This is a genomic window from Gluconobacter sp. Dm-44 (assembly GCF_018256175.1).
In the GTDB taxonomy this organism is placed as follows: Bacteria; Pseudomonadota; Alphaproteobacteria; order Acetobacterales; family Acetobacteraceae; genus Gluconobacter; species Gluconobacter cadivus.
The window spans coordinates 199,211-216,972 of the sequence record NZ_JAERLZ010000004.1; the positions used below are offsets into that span (position 1 = coordinate 199,211).

12 protein-coding genes are annotated in these 17,762 nt (G+C 56.0%); 3 read left to right on the forward strand and 9 right to left on the reverse strand.

What is annotated here, in order from left to right:
• Positions 1–13: 13 nt before the first annotated feature.
• Positions 14–961, reverse strand: coding sequence for a GlxA family transcriptional regulator (locus JK213_RS07350; RefSeq protein ID WP_194262637.1), 948 nt, complete (start codon positions 959–961; stop codon positions 14–16).
• A gap of 656 nt (positions 962–1,617) precedes the next feature.
• On the opposite strand from JK213_RS07350, the gene JK213_RS07355 reads away from it, so the two are divergent.
• From JK213_RS07355 to JK213_RS07365, 3 genes are all read left to right on the forward strand, one after another.
• A complete protein-coding gene (locus tag JK213_RS07355) occupies positions 1,618–2,340 on the forward strand; it encodes a response regulator (RefSeq protein ID WP_211571321.1) in 723 nt (240 codons plus the stop codon).
• Positions 2,337–3,746 carry a cell wall metabolism sensor histidine kinase WalK gene (locus JK213_RS07360; RefSeq protein ID WP_194262635.1) on the forward strand — a complete coding sequence of 470 codons (1,410 nt, stop codon included), beginning with the start codon at positions 2,337–2,339 and terminating at the stop codon, positions 3,744–3,746. Before JK213_RS07355 ends, JK213_RS07360 begins: the two co-directional genes overlap by 4 nt.
• 308 nt (positions 3,747–4,054) lie before the next feature.
• The gene (locus JK213_RS07365; protein WP_228125529.1) at positions 4,055–4,741 is read left to right on the forward strand and encodes a DUF3313 family protein; all 687 of its coding nucleotides are present in this window, start codon (positions 4,055–4,057) and stop codon (positions 4,739–4,741) included.
• A 143-nt stretch (positions 4,742–4,884) separates the two neighbouring features.
• On the opposite strand, the gene JK213_RS07370 is transcribed toward JK213_RS07365, so the two are convergent.
• The 8 genes from JK213_RS07370 to JK213_RS07405 form a co-directional block, all read right to left on the reverse strand.
• Positions 4,885–5,127 (reverse strand): DUF2945 domain-containing protein, encoded by a 243-nt coding sequence (locus JK213_RS07370; RefSeq protein WP_194262634.1) that lies wholly within the window; start codon positions 5,125–5,127, stop codon positions 4,885–4,887.
• Between the two features lie 56 nt (positions 5,128–5,183).
• Entirely contained in the window at positions 5,184–8,237 is a 3,054-nt protein-coding gene (locus JK213_RS07375; protein WP_194262633.1) for an autotransporter domain-containing protein, read from the reverse strand.
• 661 nt (positions 8,238–8,898) lie between these two features.
• Positions 8,899–11,340 carry a TonB-dependent receptor gene (locus tag JK213_RS07380; RefSeq protein ID WP_194262632.1) on the reverse strand — a complete coding sequence of 814 codons (2,442 nt, stop codon included), beginning with the start codon at positions 11,338–11,340 and terminating at the stop codon, positions 8,899–8,901.
• 160 nt (positions 11,341–11,500) lie between these two features.
• Complete coding sequence (locus JK213_RS07385; RefSeq protein ID WP_194262631.1) at positions 11,501–12,895, reverse strand: NCS1 family nucleobase:cation symporter-1; 1,395 nt, start codon at positions 12,893–12,895, stop codon at positions 11,501–11,503.
• Positions 12,896–12,937: 42 nt separating this feature from the next.
• Positions 12,938–14,200: a Zn-dependent hydrolase gene (locus tag JK213_RS07390; protein ID WP_194262630.1), complete on the reverse strand. Its 1,263-nt coding sequence runs from the start codon at positions 14,198–14,200 to the stop codon at positions 12,938–12,940.
• Positions 14,201–14,239: 39 nt separating this feature from the next.
• On the reverse strand, positions 14,240–15,520 hold the full coding sequence (gene preA / locus JK213_RS07395; RefSeq protein ID WP_194262629.1) for an NAD-dependent dihydropyrimidine dehydrogenase subunit PreA: 1,281 nt from the start codon (positions 15,518–15,520) through the stop codon (positions 14,240–14,242).
• 3 nt (positions 15,521–15,523) lie between these two features.
• Positions 15,524–16,822 (reverse strand): NAD(P)-dependent oxidoreductase, encoded by a 1,299-nt coding sequence (locus JK213_RS07400; RefSeq protein WP_194262709.1) that lies wholly within the window; start codon positions 16,820–16,822, stop codon positions 15,524–15,526.
• A gap of 202 nt (positions 16,823–17,024) precedes the next feature.
• The gene (locus JK213_RS07405) at positions 17,025–17,681 is read right to left on the reverse strand and encodes a TetR/AcrR family transcriptional regulator (RefSeq protein ID WP_194262628.1); all 657 of its coding nucleotides are present in this window, start codon (positions 17,679–17,681) and stop codon (positions 17,025–17,027) included.
• Positions 17,682–17,762 lie beyond the last annotated feature (81 nt).

A 17,762-nucleotide genomic window follows, 5' to 3' on the forward strand; every position in this document is an offset into this window, starting at 1 on the left:
CCCTCGTCATCACTCAGCCTGAACTGTCCTGACGACCTGCGCGCCGGATCGCCTGCGGCGGGTGGCCGTGCAGCTTGACGAAGGCGCGGCGCATGCGCTCCGGATCGGAAAAACCCACGGATTTTGCGATCTGCTCAATCGGTTCCGACCCGCTTTGCAGGCGGGAACAGGCTGCCTCCACGCGCAGACGCTCGACCGCTCGGGCCGGTGTCTCGCCCGTCTGACTGCGAAAGGCACGCCCGAACTGGCGCACGCTTAACCGTGCTGCTTCCGCCAGACGTTCGATCGGAAGCGGCTCGACCAGATGTTCCCGCGCGAAGGCAAGCGCCATACGGATGCGGTCCGATTCCGGCTCCATCTGGGACATGGCCGAGAACTGCGACTGCCCACCAGAGCGCCGATAAGGGACGACAAGCTCACGGGCGACGTCGCGGGCGATTGCAATGCCGTGGTCGGTTTCAATGAGGGCCAGTGCCAGATCGATCCCCGCGGAAATCCCTGCGGACGTCCATACATTATGGTCCGAGATGAAGATACGGTCGGCCTCAACCTTGATCTGAGGATAACGCTGTTGCAACTCCGGTGCGAGACGCCAATGCGTCGTTGCGCGGCGGCCGTCGAGCAGCCCGGTTTCCGCCAGCAGGAAGGCACCTGTGCAGACGCTCGCGACGCGGACGGTTCGTGCCGTAAGATCCTTTGCAGCAGCGATGGCGTCGGGGTTTTGGAAAGGCCCGATGTCTCCACCGATGAACAGAACCGTGTCAAAAGCCGTGTCGCGGCTGGATTGCGTGTCGATGGGAACCCCAGAGCTCCCGACGACGATGCCTCCGGGTTCGGAGATGACCGTCAGCCGGTACGCCCCACCCTCAATGAGGGTGTTGGCCTCTTCGAAAGCCCCCAAAGGGCCTGCGAGATCGAGAATCCGGTGGTTCTGGCAGATAAAAAATCCGACGTGATGCATAGTCCTGATTTAAGGGAAAAATAAAATTCAGGCCATAGATTTCTTATTGTCCCTCGAAAGCGAGATCAGCTTGCACGAACGAAAATCGCAGCTTCACGCTTTCACAATCAATATCCACACAGGATTGTAACAGCGAGACAGATCGCGCCATAAACAATCAGAAAAATCCACGGCAAGGAGGAAAGAATTACCTCCACGACCGCATGCAGACTTCTGAAATTATGTTCAAAATCTGTACTGCCGCTCCGCTTGATCTCTCTTTTCATGTCTCGGCACACCGTTTGACGAACGCGTGCATCACGTCGAAACCCAGCGCGAACAAACCCATGGGCTCCATAACGTAAAACACGGTCAACTCAGCCGCAGTAAACGCCAGATGAAAACAGTGCGCTTTCACGACACACCTCCAGAAACAGGTTCCAGCCAGATCAGCCGGTCAGTGCCTGTTCTTTTAGGAAGCGATTCTTTCACACGTATGTCGCAAATATCTCGGCCCTGAAATATGGCCGTACCGTCAATTCCGAACAGCTCAGCCCCCACCGGAATCAAATGAGGACATCAATAGAATGGCGGGGCATGAAGAATGTGTCTGAGCTGAAATAAAGCGCTCATATAAGAGACATCATGAGTAGAAGCTGGTGTGATATCAGGAGAGAATGACAGTCATGCCTCATCTCCTTATCGTGGACGACGACAGGGACATTCTCTCCCTGCTCACCCGATTTCTCGGCAAACATTCCTATACCGTCTCGGTCGCAGAGGATGGTCCTGCCATGTTCTCATGCCTGGGTTCAGAAACAATTGATCTGGTCATCCTTGACGTCATGCTGCGCAACGAGGATGGCTTCAGTCTCTGCAGACGCCTCAGAACCAGCTCCAACATTCCGGTCATCATGCTCTCTGCGATGGCCGAGCACACGGATCGCGTTGTCGGTCTCGAGATTGGAGCGGACGACTATCTCACCAAACCCTTTGACCAAAGGGAACTGCTGGCCAGAGTAAAAGCTGTCCTCCGCCGAACAGCAGACAGGACTGACAGCATTCCTGTGAGCGAAGCGCGCCCGATCCTGTCTTTCGGAGGCTGGCGCCTGGACGTCGCACGCAGGGAACTCCGCTCGGAAGATAATGCGCTCGTTCTTTTGTCTGGTGGAGAGTTTGAGCTTCTTCTGGCTTTTGCAGAACATCCCCAGCGGGTTCTGACCCGCGACCAGCTCCTCGATCTGGCAAGGGGGCGAAATCATACGGCATATGACCGCAGCATCGATGTTCAGATCAGCCGTCTGCGCCAGAAGCTGGAGGAAGACCCCAAAAATCCAATCGTGATTCGGACTGTCCGGAACGGTGGCTATCTGTTCTCTCCGGAAGTCAAACGTCTGTGACCCGTCTTCGCTGGTTTGAAGACACCATTACACGCCGTCTGGTGACGACGGTGGCTCTGGCCGCAGCCACAACGGTCGGGTTGTTGCAGTTATTCTTCCTGTTTGGTGGGCACTGGGCACAACCCAACATCGAGCAGACCGGCCTTCTTCAGGAAGTCGCTGCCATCACACGCGTCATTACGGCGGCTCCTGCAGCTGTACGCCCGAAAATTGCGCAGGCGGCTTCCACCGAAGGTTTTCAGTTCAAGTGGTTTGCCGCAGACAGCCGTACCGCGGAAATGCTGAAAACCGCGCATTATAATCCGTATGAAGTCCAAATGGGACATGATATCATTGCATCCCTTATCGGCGGAACGACAAGAAGCATGGACGCATTTTCCGTCGATAATCCCGTCGCGCAGGCTCCTGATATTTCCGTTGATCCTAAAAAATATCCTGATGCATCGTTTATGGCCCTACAGCTCGACGATGGAAGCTGGCTGGTCTGTGCCGCTTTGGTGCGATACTGGGGTTTTTTCTGGCGCGAACGCCTCTTGCTGGAATTCGCCACGATTGCCGCATGGGTGATTGCCGTCTCTCTCATTGCCTCTCGCCAGCTTTCCAGGCCCATCGAAAATCTGGCGAAAGATGTTCGTCTTGCCGGAATGAACCCATCATCCGCTCCCATTCCGGCAACCGGTCCGCGCGAACTTCAACTGGTTGCCCAGACGATCAACGCCATGAGGGATCAGATCCAGAAATTTATCGCGGCACGCACCACCATGCTGGCAGCCATCTCGCACGATCTCAGAACGCCACTGACGCGACTGCGTCTCCGAGGAGAGTTCATCGACGATATGGAACAGCAGGCACGGCTGTTCCGGGATGTCGACGAAATGCAGGCCATGGTCGATGGCGCCCTGTCGTTTTTCAGGGATGATGCTGTCTGCGAAGAGATGACGACCTGCGATCTTCCAGGGATTTTACGAACCATCGTCAATGATTTTGCGGATCAAAACATTATTCTCGAATATTCCGGACCCGTAAGGGCAACCTCTCAGGGCCGTCCTTTTGCTCTCAAACGCGTTTTTACCAATCTGGTCGAAAATGCCGTCAAATATGCCACGGTTCCTTCCCTCGAACTGAGATGCATGCCAACGCAGTCTGTCATCACGATCAGGGATCATGGTCCAGGCATCCCTGACGATCAGATCGGGCGAATTTTCGAACCCTATTTCAGAGGCGACAAATCCAGAAATCGGGAAACGGGCGGCATTGGTCTGGGGCTGACATCCGCCCTCAGTATTGTCCAGACCCATGGCGGCGAAATCAAAGCGTCCAATCACCCGGAAGGCGGCCTCGAAATTCAGGTTATTTTACCGAAAACACCCTCAGATTTCCCTGATCGCATCGTGGCGATATTTTGAACCGACACCAGTTTTCCTGTATGGAAAATTATCACTGAAATAATATTTCATCCTCGACATAATAGCGAGATAATCTAGAAATCCTCGCCAGATAAACCTCCTCCAGCAGCGTCGCTTCTACCAGCAGAGCGATCTGCACACTCAGTGTTCTGCTGTGGGGAGAGTTAAAAATGACATTATTACCTGCGCCATATCGCGCCCAGTTTCGTCAGGCAGCGCACGCACGGGTTCTGCCCGTTGCAGAAACGTTTTCACGCTCCCGGTTCGGACACTTTGCAAGCACAATATTGCTCATATCCAAGCCCCACATGCGAATCACCGCCTACAACGCTCCCATGATGGCGTTACTCGCGCTCACCGGTTGCGCCGGGCAGAACGTAACGCATTCCGGCTTCCTGCCAGAAAAAACCTACGGCGACATGACGCCGCAAAAGGGACACGTTGACGACCATATCTACGTTAAACCCGGTCTGGATGCCTCAAAATACCAAACCGCTGTCATTGATCCCGTGACCTGGCATCCGGTGGCCAACGCCCCCCATCTCAAACCGGAAGTCGCGGCCCGCATGACAAATGCCTTCACAGCCGAAATCAAAAAGAATATCGGCAAGATCTATACAGTCGTTGATGCATCCGAGTGTGGAACCTGCGCGGACGCCGTTCATATCCGCGCCGCCATCACGAATATCCGTCGCAGCAAATGGTATTACAATGCCATTCCCGTTGTCGCCGGGTTTGCAGCCGGTGCGGCTGGTGGTGGCCTGCCCCCTATTCCACCCCCGTTTCCCGGCGGAGCCAGTGAAGAACTGATAGCTGTCGATGGCGCAACCGGAGAAACCTTGATTGCAATCGCGACCTATAATAACGGAATGCCCTGGAATATGATGGGCCAGTGGATGCCATATCTGCATGCCAAACGGGCGTTCCGTCTTGCTTCAGAGCTTCTGCTCGAAGAATTCAAAAAGAGTGGCGCACCACCGCTTCCGGAAAAATAATACTTCCCCCGGAATGACTTTTACCGAAGCGGAGATAATGATGAAATCTCATAGCCTGTGATCCCGCCCGTCATGCCTTTTGGAAGATGGCCGGCAAAACAGCCGATAAAATCGGACTCTGCTTCAAACCACCAATGGTCCGTTCAGGACCGCGGCACCACACCGGCGCGCTTTATGACAAGGCTGAGCGCTGTACCCTTGTGAAAAGCGATATGGCCGGTTTTAAGACTCTCTATTTCATATTGAGGTTGCTCTGACGTTGCATGATGCTCATAGCCATTGACCAAAAAATGCGCCGAATGGACGGCTCTGATCCGTCCACTGACATATCCCGCTTCTGAGTTCCAGGAGACGATATCTCCAATTTCAAACACCTGCGATTGCATAGAAACTCCTCATCCTGTGTGAATTACGAAAGAAGAGCGAGATCCTCCACCTGCCCTTACCAGCTGTAAGTGATCTTTCCGCTGCCACCGCTCGTGGTCATTCGCCCGCCATACTGCCCGACATAATCCACCGAGACATCAAGACGATCCGCCAGTTTCGCGGTCAGACCCGTCTGAACCACGGCAGTATCAATCGAAAGCGGCACCCCGGTCACATCCATTCCATAGCCCTGAGCCTGCGGAGCAAGACGAAAGCTTTCCTTCGCCGTCATATCCGTCATGCCAAAAGCCCGACGATAGGCCGCGCTCAGATGCGGCGCCACCGTCACACCTGCGACATTCAGACGCGTTGCCACCTTCATGCCAAAGGCCGAATAGCCAATGCTCTGATCCATCCCTTTGACCCGCAGCGCCGCCACACCACCATGCTCTCGCACGTCTTCAGACTGGTAATTGACATAAGCCATCCGTACGAAAGGCTCGAACTCCACCGGCGTGCCCGCCGCCTGAACGGCAAAACGATATCCCGTCTCTCCATAAAGCTGTCCGGTCCCGCCCAGAGAATTGCTGCTGACATGCGCATCATATCCCGAAATGCGGATATCACGACGGGTATTCAGCACATTCCAGGTATAGTCGGCTCCCAACTTCAGCGTGATCAGCGCATCCTGCGTCAGGCCACCCACACGCCATGCAGTCCCCCCATAGGCGCCCAGTGTGACATTATTGGAATGGCCGCCCGAACTGCGACCGCCCCCATTGGAGAACATGCTCCGACCGTAAGCCAGCAATCCACCCACACGCCATTCCCCGACCCTGGTATCGGCCCCCATGATCCAGCCAACGGAATTGTCATTCAATCCGACAGTTCCCGCGGATGATGCATTATGTCCCATGGCCCCATAAACGGTGCCCCAGGTGCTTAAACCCCGTGCAGGTGCGGTGTCACAGATGTTGGTATGTGCGCCCTTCGTGCCGGAAATCTGCTGCTGCAGATCATCATCCGCACAATCCAGCCGGTTCAGCGCAGCATTGCGGATATAAAAACTGTCATTGACCATCGCGGTCCGCGTGCTGGCATGAATTTCACCCGACAGGGCATCAAGCGCGCGATAACGCTGCTGGTTCTCAAGCCCCGCAACCAGATTGGTCAGAGCACCTGCCTGGGCAATATTGGCGATTCCGTCCAGCCCGTATCCGGCCATCGTCTGGTTACGGGTCGATGCACCGTAACCGAAACTCAGGACCGTATTCCGCTGCAAGGCAATCTGCACTGAATTCGAAGCAGAATAGGTCGGCTCGACAAGCTGGATCAGCGAATGGGTCTGGACGAGACCGCTCTGGTCATAATGGGCAAATGTTCCACTCACGCCCCCGGACGCCTGAACAAGCGTATAGGACTGGCCGGTTCTGAGGTCTGCCCCCGGCAGTGCCGTCACCACCAGTGTCGCATCCGGTTTGATCGTCAGCACGCCGGAAAGACTGACCTGACTGGAATTCTGGTCAGCCCCCACATTCGCCGCGAAGGTCGAGCCGCCTTCCATGGTAACGTTTCCATTGACGCGCAACGTCCCGAACGAACTGGAAGCCGTCTGCCCTGGCCGGAATAGCCCGAAAATATCCGCGCTCCCGATTACACCCGTTCCTGTCACGGACGTTCCGCTGGCAACCGTAACGGCAGAATTCTCAAGATTGCCCATCACCGACAGGCTTCCCTGTTCAACATTCGTCGAACCCATCAGTGCTGAACCGTCACCGGTGTAAACCAGCGCACCCGCCCCCTGTTTGACGACTGCACCTGCACCAGACATCGCATTACCCAACGTGCCGTCAGTCGCCTGATCCACGACCAGTGTCGTGCCCTGCGCCGTGCTGATTGTCCCCGTCCCGAAGCTGGACACGCTCCCGACCAGCGTTCCGCCCTGGATATCGGTGCCACCGGCATAGGTGTTCACACCGGACAGGGTAAGAGTATTCCCGCCCATTTTCGTAACCGATCCGGATCCGCTAATATTCTGAGAGACGGTCACATCATCATCCCGATATACGGTCAGATTTGAGGACGCATTAACCAGCTGGATCTGAGAGCTGTTATTGATCGAGCCGCTGGTGCCACCATAATAGCCAAGCTCAAGTGTTCCTTCGTTGACAATTGTCGCGCCAGTGTAAGTATTCGTCGCTGTCAGGGCGACTGTTTTATCGCCATCTTTGATCAGATCGCCTGTACCCGTGATGATATTGCTGACCATCTCAGGCCCGGCCGTCTTCTGGCCTGTATAATTGTCCTGACTGATACGCAGCGTCGCATCATTCTGGATCACCCCAACACCCCGCAGGCTCAGCGGAGAAGCGGCAAGGGTTCCCTGCTGGATGATCGTGTTGACGACCGGCCCTGCGCCATGTGCGTACTGATTGTCTCCCGTCAGCGTCAGGGTTCCGCTACCCGTCTTGACGAGATTGCCCGCCCCTGTGATGGCGCCGGTCAGACGGGTGTTGAAACGCCCCGTATCAATCGTTGACGCGCTATTACTGCCGAGGCTGATGTTGACCGAACTGCTCAGATCAGCATTGACATCCCGCAACGTGCCGCCAGACAACGTGAACGTGTAGTCCTTCGACGTGCCCGTCGCCTGAATTCCGTTTGTACCCCCGACTTCCAGAACACTCCCGGCCCCCAACCAGACGGGGTTTGCTCCGAGGCCGTTAGCAGCATCAGGCTGGCCGATGGTAAGTTTTCCATCAACATGTACAAGAGCGATCCCACCGGACTGCCCCGTTGCATTCAGTGCCGCATTACCGCCCCCTGAACCGAGCGTCAGATCATTCGTAACGAGACGGCTTCTATCCGACGCGCCATAGGACGTCAGGTTGATGGTCCCCAAGGTGCCATCTCCCAGACCAGCACTGACAGAAGCAGCAGAAACCTGAGCATCTGAGGAAATATTAAGAGTCGATCCGATATAGGCATCAGGTGCCGCACCGATGACAAGCGACTGGTCCGCATTCAAAGAGGAGCCCGAGCCGGAAACCATTACCAAAGCAGCCCCGGCCGGAGGCGCTCCCGCGGTAATGCTCTGGGCCGAAATCTGCGCTCCATTGCCAATCGTCAAAGCTCCGCTAGCAATAACCGGAGAAGCATAAGACTGACTGGCCGCGGCCCCCTGAAAGCTTCCTCTGATTGTCTGAGTGGCTGCAAAAGCCCCAACAGGAGTAAAACTCAGGGTCGAAACCGTCGCCAAAAGGAGGCAGCTCAGCCCCCGGCTTTTCTGAATGACAACATGTGGAAGACCCTGCAGGCAAAGCATTAATCGCACCTCGTTAAAAATATCTTTCCAAGAAAAAGATATCTGGGTAATAAAAATTATCGTTATTTTGCGGAAAATGTCTCAAACGTAAAGGCGAAAAATTTTATTCCCCTTTACTGCGACCTGATGAAAGTACAGATTTTACACTCTTCACACCCAAATCTACTGGGTTCTTGATGCTATAATGAGACTATAACCAAGACGATAAAGTCCTTTGTCCGTTTAGCGCTTTTCTCAGCGGCATATCAGACATTGAGGCCAGCGAGGCGCAGAGCGATGGCAGGAGCGCGTCTGTTCGTGAAGTTTGTTTGCGCGGTCACATTCGGCCGGAATACGGTCATCAAGACCGACCATAAAAACTCAAGCAGCTGACCAAACATGCGAGAGAAACTCAAAACCTTGAGAAACAGATCGCGCTGCTCCCCAAGGTTCTGAACTCATGAAAGTCTTAGAACTGGATCGCGTTTTAGAAACCCGTCGAGAGCGTCACCATCGCACTGAAAGGCACCTGAAGATAATAACTCGGAGCAGAACCAGCTATTGTGCCGCCGAAAACACCCTTCGTCGCATTGGCATTCGTTGTAAAACCATAAACGCCACTGCGGAACTTGGCCCCCGTCAGGTTCTGCATATTGAGCTGGATCTGCGGCGATTTCAGGAAACCCGCGTTATGGAAACGGTATCCCATACCGACATTGTTCGTGATGTATTGCGGAATGGCGTTATCGTTCGTGAACGTGGCGTACTGCTTGCCCACATACTTGACCTGCCCGGAAAACCAGAAGCTGCCATCGTCATAATCAATGCCAATCCCTGCCATCTCATGCGGCGAGCGAATGGCCGTCTTACCCTTGGTCGGCAGATAGTCCGAGGTCCCGCCGATCGTGGTCGCCGCGATATTGTTGTCGATGGTTGAATGCAGATATTCAAACGTGACGTAGGGACGCAAGTGATGCCAGATCGGACGCGTGCTGAGCTGGACATCCACACCGCGTGTCGTCTGGCCACCGGCATTGACGGTCTGGCTGTAAGACGCCCCACTCAGGTAATAGTTGAGGGACTGCTGGCGGTTCGACAGATTATAGTTAAAGAAGGACACCGACCCGACAATGACATCGCCATTATAGCGATACCCCAGTTCCTCCTCGATCGTATATTCAGGATTGCTGGGGCCGCCAATCTGCGTCCTTTTTTTTGCAGTTCCATAATAATCGACAAGAGAGGTATTGGACGGCATTTTGAAATTGGTGCTGCCAGATACATAAATCTGGTTCTTGCGATCAAAGTTCCAGGACAGCCCGATCTGCGGCAGCGGCTCAGCGCTATGCAGGTTCCGGTTATACTGCGTGCCGGGGGTATAGTTATAAGTCCGACGCGTGACCATCGCCTCTTTGAAACCCAGATCAATCTTCAGGCGATCGTTGAAATATTTCATCTCATCGCCGATGAACAGCATGTTCACCTGCGTCAGGGTCAGGAAGTTGCGAACCTTGTAATCCTGTCCTGTCGTCGTCTGAAGAATACTGCTCGTCCCCCAGATATTGGATGGCTCTCCAGTGGACTGATTCACGCGGCCATAAGGCGAGAACTGAAGTTCGTTGGAATATTCGTACCACCACCCAATGGAAAGATCATGATGATGGTCGGGCTTGTAGTGCAGGGAGAGCGTATTACCCGTCCGGAACTGTTCCTGATTGGACGGCGTCAGGGCCAGAGCGCTACTGGCACCATTCAGATCCAGTGCCACAGACTGATTACCAAGGCCCGTCGAGGCATTCACCAACCCTGCGCCGGTGCCGTTTCCAATCCCATGCCAGAAATAGACAGAATCCTCGATTGTGATTTTCGGGGAAACCACAATATGGGTCGGAAGTACCGCAACCACGTTACGGAAAGGATTGACGTGCAAGCGGTAATAATTGGCACCTGAGCTCACGCCAGTATAATACGCCGCGTAATCGTTGCTGTAACCGGACTTCAGATAACTGGGCAGGCTCGGGTTCAGATAGGAATCATTGACCTGATCGTTATACGAGACCGTCAGGCCGGTATGGCTTCCGTTATTGAAATCTTTTACGGCCTTGAAGTCATAATGAAACTTCTCCGCCTGCCCTGCTCCGCGATACTGGTTCGCTTTTGTATGGCTGAAAGCGAACATGGCCCGAATACCGCTGTTTCCGATATAGCCGGAATTCAGGCGTAGAAATTCGCGGAACGTATCGAACGATCCGAAAGAGACATCCAGAAGTCCTCCCGCACGCGTCGTCGGATTTGTCATGACCATACTGGTCAGACCGGCGGACGCATTCACCACGGGGCTGTTAAGATCAACCGAACCCGGCTGGAGCGAAACACTTTCCAGATCTTCGGATTCCAGCACTTCGTTCGCATAGAACTGGCCGCCGCCAATATCGTTCAGGGGCGCGCCATCGAGCATCCAGCCCACTTCGCTCTGGTCAAACCCCCGGACATTGACCTGCCCGGAATACAGTCCCGCCGGATCCTGCTGTGCGACATTCACGCTTGGCAGCATGGCAATCAGCTGCTGAACATTCGCAGAAGGCATCTGCTTGGCAATAAAATCGCGCGTGACCGTCTGAACGGCCTTTGCCGCTGTCTCGACCCGCATCAGACCGCCGCCCGGAGAACGCGTCCGCGTGCTGCGTCCGGCAACGCTGATTTCCTCAACCCGCCCGGACGCCGTCATGTCGTGTGCAGGGCTTTTCACGGCCGGTGCGGGCGAGGTTGCGGCCTTGGCCGCCCCCGATGTCGGCCTGCTACCGGAAGGCGCGGCACGAGACGGCGTATGAGACTTATGGCCTGAAGACGCCGCATGGGCGGCCACGCTGGCCAATGCTGTACCCGCCAGAAGCGTTACATAACAGGTTCGGATAAAAGGAAGCGACATGGAAACGCGTTTTCCTTCAAAGGACATATCCTGCAACGTTCTGCTGCGGATGAACGGAACTGAAACATTACGAAGCTGACTAAACAGTCAAATTAGTAGCAAGCCTGACGGCAGGACACAATGATTCGAGTCCGCAACAGATAATTTTTACACCAAATTGTCACACAACACGGTTCAGACCCAGATACAGCCCGAACCCGATCAAAACCCCTGCAAACCAGGACACATCTCCCAATGCATGCAGGGCCGGGACCACCTGCCCTGCAGATGCGACGACGCCCCCAACCGCCAGCGTAATGAGTGCCGGCACATGCCAGCCCGCCAGACCACCATAAACATCGCAATGTCGGTAAAGCGCACCAACATCCAAAGTCTGCCGCCGGACAATATAATAATCAGCCAGCATAATGCCCGTCACGGGCCCCAAAGTCCCACCGATAATATCAAGCATCCGGTAGATATTGTCCGCATGATCGAACCAGAGCCAGGGCATGAAGAAAACGCCCAACCCAAGAACAAGCCGACTGGCCCGATTGAAATCGAGATACCGGGGAAAGAGATTGATCAGATCGTAAGACGCGGGAAGAATATTAGCGACTACATTGACAGACAATGTCGCCAGAATGAGCGTCGCCCCGCCAATTACCGTCACAAGCGGCTGATTGAGCGCAAGAAGAAGCTCCGTCGGATTCCAGATCGGCCGCCCGAACAGCAAAACCGTCGCCGATGTGGTGATGATGGCCATCGGTGTGAAAACAAGCGCCGTCAGAGGCAGCCCGATGGCCTGCCCGACAACCTGATCGCGCTGCGACCGGACAAACCGCGAGAGATCCGGAATATTCACGGCAAACGTCGCCCACATCCCGATCATCCCCGTTACGCCCAGCGCAAACGTCGCCAGAAAGGCCAACCCGTGGAGCCGGGAGGGAACGGAAAACAGCGGCCCCAGACCGTGCCCCACCCGTAGTCCCCAGACCGTCGCCACAAGCCCTACGACAATGACCAGCGGCCCCGCGACAAGCTCGAAATTCTTGATACGATGAACCCCATGGCTCGAAATCCAGGCATGGAGCGCCCAGATAATCGCCATCGCTGCCCAGCGCTTTTCCGGCATTCCCAGAACAGGCGTGCTGAAAGACGCCCATGTCGTACTTAACGTGGAGAGGATGGCATCCATCGCCTGTGTCGCGGCATAAGCCTGAACGGAAAACCAGAAAACCGCACAGAAGCCCCGCAAAATGACCGGAATCTGCGCGCCCTTCGGCCCGAAGGCGGAACGGATCAGAACACAGAACGGAATCCCGTATTGTGTTCCGGGCCGCGCATTGAACCACATCGTGACAAACAGGATCGCATAGGCAACAGCCACAACCTCCAGACATTCCCATGCCGAGAGACCAAGAGCCATAAGACCCGCCGCCGCTTCATAGGCCACGATGTTATGGACCATTCCCATCCAGACTGTGGCCATGTTCAGCCACGACCAAGTCCGTTTCTCCGGCGCAACCGGGGCGAGTTCCTCATTATAGAGATCTGCTGCAAAACCCGCCGTCATCAACGCTCCTCTCCCAGTCTGAAAAATCCGCCCCCGCGCCTGTCAGAGACGGCTATCCGTCTCCAGCACAGCCCGAAGAAGCACATTTGCCCCCGCCGTCACATCGTCAGGCTCAGCGCTTTCCTCTTCGTTATGGCTCAGTCCTCCGGCACACGGTACAAAGATCATCGCAGTCGGGGCAACCTGCGCCATATAAGTCGCATCATGGCCCGCTCCCGAAACAATCCGCTGCGCCGGATAGCCCAGTGTATCAGCCGCACGCGCAACAGACCCAATACATTCGGGGTCGAACTGAACCGCAGGCGTATCCCACACCCGCTCGATCTCCACCGTCAACCCGGCCTTTTCAGCTAGGTCCGACGCCTGTGCGTAAAACGCCTCTTCCATTTTCTGGACGATACGATCATCAGGATCACGGAAATCAACCGTAAAAAACACTTCTCCCGGAATAACGTTACGACTGTTCGGCCTGTTCTCGATCAGTCCGACCGTTCCAACTGAATCCGGCCCATGCGCCAGCGCAATGGTCTGCACCGCATCAATCATGCGCGCGGCCGTCACCAGAGCATCAGCCCGCAATCGCATGGGCGTGCTCCCGGCATGAGCGTCCTGTCCCCTGAGCGTGACCTCATACCAACGCATGCCCTGCACCCCCGTCACGATCCCGATCGTTTTATGCTCGACCTCAAGGATCGGCCCCTGCTCGATATGCAGTTCAAAATACGCCGCCACAGGATGCGCGCCACAGGCTTCCGCTCCCCGATATCCAATGCCCTCAAGCGCGTCTCCGAAGCGCACGCCCTCCCGATCCTTCGTATCGAGCGCCTCCTGCTCCGTGAACACACCTGCAAACACACCGGACGACAGCATGGCGGGCGCAAAGCGCGACCCCTCCTCGTTCGTCCAGTTGATCAGTTCGATCGGATGACGGGTCTCCCGCCCCGTTTCATGCAACGTGCGCAGCACCGCCAAACCACCGAGAACACCAACGATTCCGTCAAATTTTCCACCCGTCGGCTGCGTGTCGAGATGACTTCCCATCGTTATGGGCGGCAGCGTATTCTCCATTCCCGGACGCCGCGCAAACTGGTTCCCCATGGAATCATGAGACACCGTACATCCCAACGCCTCGCAGGCCCGGACAAACCAAGCCCGGACCTGACGGTCCTCCTCCGTCAGGGCAAGGCGCCTGATCCCGCCCTTCGGCGTCCCCCCAAACCGGGCCGTCTCCAGAATATCGTCCCAGAGCTTCGTGCCATTCACGGTAACATTGCCAACCGCGCCAGATGCATCCTGTGTGCTCATTGTCGTTCTCCGTTTTCGGGTTTTTGCGGACCGTAGCGATCAGCCCGCTTTTGCGGGGATCTTGCGCATTGGATTGTTGGGATGCTCGTTCCATGTCTGCACGCCCTCAACCGGCTGCGGCACCATCGTGATGCAATCATCCACCGGGCAGACATGCGCACAAAGGTTACACCCCACACACTCCTCATCAATGACTTCATAATGACGCTCACCATTCAGCAGCGTCTTGGAAATGGCCTGATGGGACGTATCCTCACACGCGATATGGCAAAGGCCACATTTGATGCAGGCCTCCTGATCAATCGCCGCAAGCGTTCTGAACTTCAGATTGAGCTGGTTCCAGTTGACGAAGTTCGGAACCGCACGTCCCGTCACATCCGCAATCGTCTCAAAGCCCTTCTCGTCCATCCAGTTTGACAGACCATCGATCATGTCTTCCACGATCCGGAATCCGTAGTGCATCGCAGCCGTACACACCTGAAGGGACGTCGCCCCCATCACCAGAAATTCGGCCGCGTCCCGCCAGTTCGAAATCCCACCGATCCCCGAAATCGGCAGAACGGACGTATCGGGCGTCCGGGCAATCTCCCCCAGCATCCGCAAAGCGATCGGCTTCACCGCAGGCCCGCAATAGCCGCCATGCGTGCCCCGCCCGTCCACAACGGGCATAGGCGCCATCGCATCCAGATCGACCCCAACCACGGACTGAATGGTGTTGATCAGCGAAACCGCATCAGCCCCCCCACGCAGAGCAGCCCGCGCCGGATTGAGAATATTCGTGATATTGGGCGTCAGTTTCACAATCACCGGCATCCGCGTGTACTGCTTGCACCACCGTGTGACCATTTCCACATATTCCGGAACCTGCCCAACCGCAGAGCCCATGTTCCGTTCGGACATGCCGTGCGGACAGCCGAAGTTCAGCTCAATACCATCCGCACCCGTTTCCTCGACCAGCGGCAGGATGCGCTTCCAGCTTTCCTCTACACACGGAACCATGATGCTGACGATAATGGCCCGGTCTGGATAATCCTTTTTGACAGCTTTGATCTCCGACAGATTGACCGCCAGCGGACGATCCGTGATGAGCTCGATGTTGTTCAGCCCGGCCATGCGCTGGCCATTATAACGCGTGGCCCCGTAACGGCTGCTGACATTCACAACCGGCGGGTCCTCGCCCAGCGTCTTCCACACCACGCCACCCCAGCCGGCTTCCAGCGCCCGGCGGACATTATATTCCTTGTCGGTCGGAGGCGCCGAGGCCAGCCAGAACGGATTGGGAGAACGGATACCAGCAAAATTGATGCTCAGATCGGCCATGTCTCAGTTCCCTGCCTTCATCAGATCCGTCGTGATGGCTTCAGCCGCATTACGGCCATCGCGAACAGCCGCCACAGTCAGGTCCTCGCCAGCCGTGCAATCTCCACCGGCATAGACGCCTTTCATGCTTGTCCGCCCCTCGGCATCCACCCTGATGCGTCCAGCTTCGATCACGATATCGTCCTCCGCCAGAGGGTCCGGCAGGAACAGTTGTCCCACTGCTTTGAGAACCATGTCCGCCTCAAGCGTATAGTTTCCCTGATCGTAAACCGCCCGCCCATCCTTCACGACACCACGGGCGAAAGTGACGGACGCAACGCCGTCCTCGGTTCCATCAATCCTCACAGGAGCCGACCAGTACCGGATCGTAACGTCGTTCGTCTGCGCCCATTCCTGCTCCACCATAGTCGCAGACATGTTCTCCGCAGCCCGGCGATAAACCAGCGTCACCTCTTCCGCACCCAGACGCTTTGCCTGCACAGCGGCATCAATGGCGGTGTTCCCACCCCCGATCACAACCACACGCCGCCCGACAGCAACATCCGATTTCGTCGGAGACGCCCGCAGCTCTTCAATAAACTCCACGGCATTATGCACGCCCGGGAAATACTCCCCGGCAATCCCCAGCGCCCTGACCCCCGCATGACCAATCCCGAGGAACACGGCATCATAGTCTGCCCTCAGAGACGTTAGTGTCATATCCCGGCCAAGCAGCATCCCGGTTTCGATCGTGATCCCACCGATGGACAGAACGAATGCCACTTCCTTCTGTGCGAATTCATCCGCCAGCTTGTAAGCGGCAACACCATATTCGTTCAGACCACCGGCTCTGGCGCGCGCATCGAACACCACAACATCATGCCCCTGCATCGCCAGCCGATGCGCGCAGGCCAGCCCCGCAGGCCCCGCCCCCACAACAGCAATCCGCTTGCCTGTCAGGGGTGCCCGACTGAACGGCTGCTTGCCCGTCCGCATCTGCCAGTCCGTGGCATGACGCTGAAGCGCCCCGATCTGGATGGGCCGGTCTTCCTGCGTATTACGGACACATTTGCCCTCACACAGGATTTCCGTCGGACACACCCGCGCACAGGCTCCACCGAAAATATTCGACTCCAGAATGGTCCGTGCCGATCCCGGAATATTCCCTGTCGAAATCTTTTTGATAAACCCCGGAATATCAATCCCGGTTGGACACGCCTCAATACAGGGCGCATCATAACAGAAGTAACACCGATCGGATTCGATGGTGGCCTGTCCCGCCGTCAAAGGCGGATGCGCGTCCGAAAAATTCCGTGCCAGCATGTCCAGAGGCAGGCGGTTTGCAGCGATATTTGGAGTCTGATCCACGAAGAAAACTCTCCATCATGTGCATTTCGTGACACACCATGACTGAATTCAGACCGATTACGCAACGTAAACTTGACCACACGGTCAAGAAATTACACTCTCCTCAGGCAACAATCATTTCCCGACCACCAAACAGGGAGACATTTCTTTGCTGAAATCACCCCCGATCCTCAATATCGTTGCAGAACCCCAGAACCAGACGCAGGATGGTCTGCAAACCCGCCTCGAAATCGACATCACGCAACACTGCATGACCCGTCAAAGCCGTCATCTGCGTGCTCATGTCCGCATAGGCCTGCGTCATTGACCAGATGGCAAACATCAGATGGGTCGGATCAATGGCTGGCATCTGGCGCTCCGTGCGCCAGACGTCAAATGTCCGTGCCCGTCTCGCCACATGCTCTCGCAGGGTTGTAGACAGATAATGATGGATATTGCCCGCACCCTGCAAAAGCTCGTAGGCAAAAATCCGCGATGCATCCGGGCGCTCGCGGGAAAACGCCATCTTGGCCCGGATATATCCCTCAAATCCTTCCTGCGCCTGCCGTTCCGGCACCAGCCAGTAATCGGCGTCCTGCAGCCAGAACGTCATGATGTTTTCGAGAACGCTGCGATAAAGCTCCTCTTTCGTCCCGAAATAGTAATGGATATTCGGCTTGGGAACGCCAGCTTCGCGGGCAATTTCATTCATGCTCGCCCCGCGGAAACCATGTCGGCCAAACACACGCTCAGCCGCTGCGAGAATGGCCGCTTCAGCCGCCTGCCGCGGCGCGCCCGGTCCGGCCCTGTGAGGAGGAGAAAGAGTCTCTGTCATCCCGACATCGTTCTCCCCTTTCCGCCCGCTGACAAGACCGGGCGCGTCCTGATTAACCGAAATCCCGCTTTCCCCCCTCCT

What these genes read in the sequence shown, in the direction of transcription:
- JK213_RS07350 (WP_194262637.1), bottom strand. Translation starts at nt 961, where the DNA reads ATGCATCACGTCGGATTTTTTATCTGCCAGAACCACCGGATTCTCGAT.
- JK213_RS07355 (WP_211571321.1), top strand. Translation starts at nt 1,618, where the DNA reads ATGACAGTCATGCCTCATCTCCTTATCGTGGACGACGACAGGGACATT.
- JK213_RS07365 (WP_228125529.1), top strand. Translation starts at nt 4,055, where the DNA reads ATGCGAATCACCGCCTACAACGCTCCCATGATGGCGTTACTCGCGCTC.
- JK213_RS07370 (WP_194262634.1), bottom strand. Translation starts at nt 5,127, where the DNA reads ATGCAATCGCAGGTGTTTGAAATTGGAGATATCGTCTCCTGGAACTCA.
- JK213_RS07380 (WP_194262632.1), bottom strand. Translation starts at nt 11,340, where the DNA reads ATGTCGCTTCCTTTTATCCGAACCTGTTATGTAACGCTTCTGGCGGGT.
- JK213_RS07385 (WP_194262631.1), bottom strand. Translation starts at nt 12,895, where the DNA reads ATGACGGCGGGTTTTGCAGCAGATCTCTATAATGAGGAACTCGCCCCG.
- JK213_RS07390 (WP_194262630.1), bottom strand. Translation starts at nt 14,200, where the DNA reads ATGAGCACACAGGATGCATCTGGCGCGGTTGGCAATGTTACCGTGAAT.
- preA (WP_194262629.1), bottom strand. Translation starts at nt 15,520, where the DNA reads ATGGCCGATCTGAGCATCAATTTTGCTGGTATCCGTTCTCCCAATCCG.
- JK213_RS07400 (WP_194262709.1), bottom strand. Translation starts at nt 16,822, where the DNA reads ATGCTGGCACGGAATTTTTCGGACGCGCATCCGCCTTTGACGGCGGGA.
- JK213_RS07405 (WP_194262628.1), bottom strand. Translation starts at nt 17,681, where the DNA reads ATGACAGAGACTCTTTCTCCTCCTCACAGGGCCGGACCGGGCGCGCCG.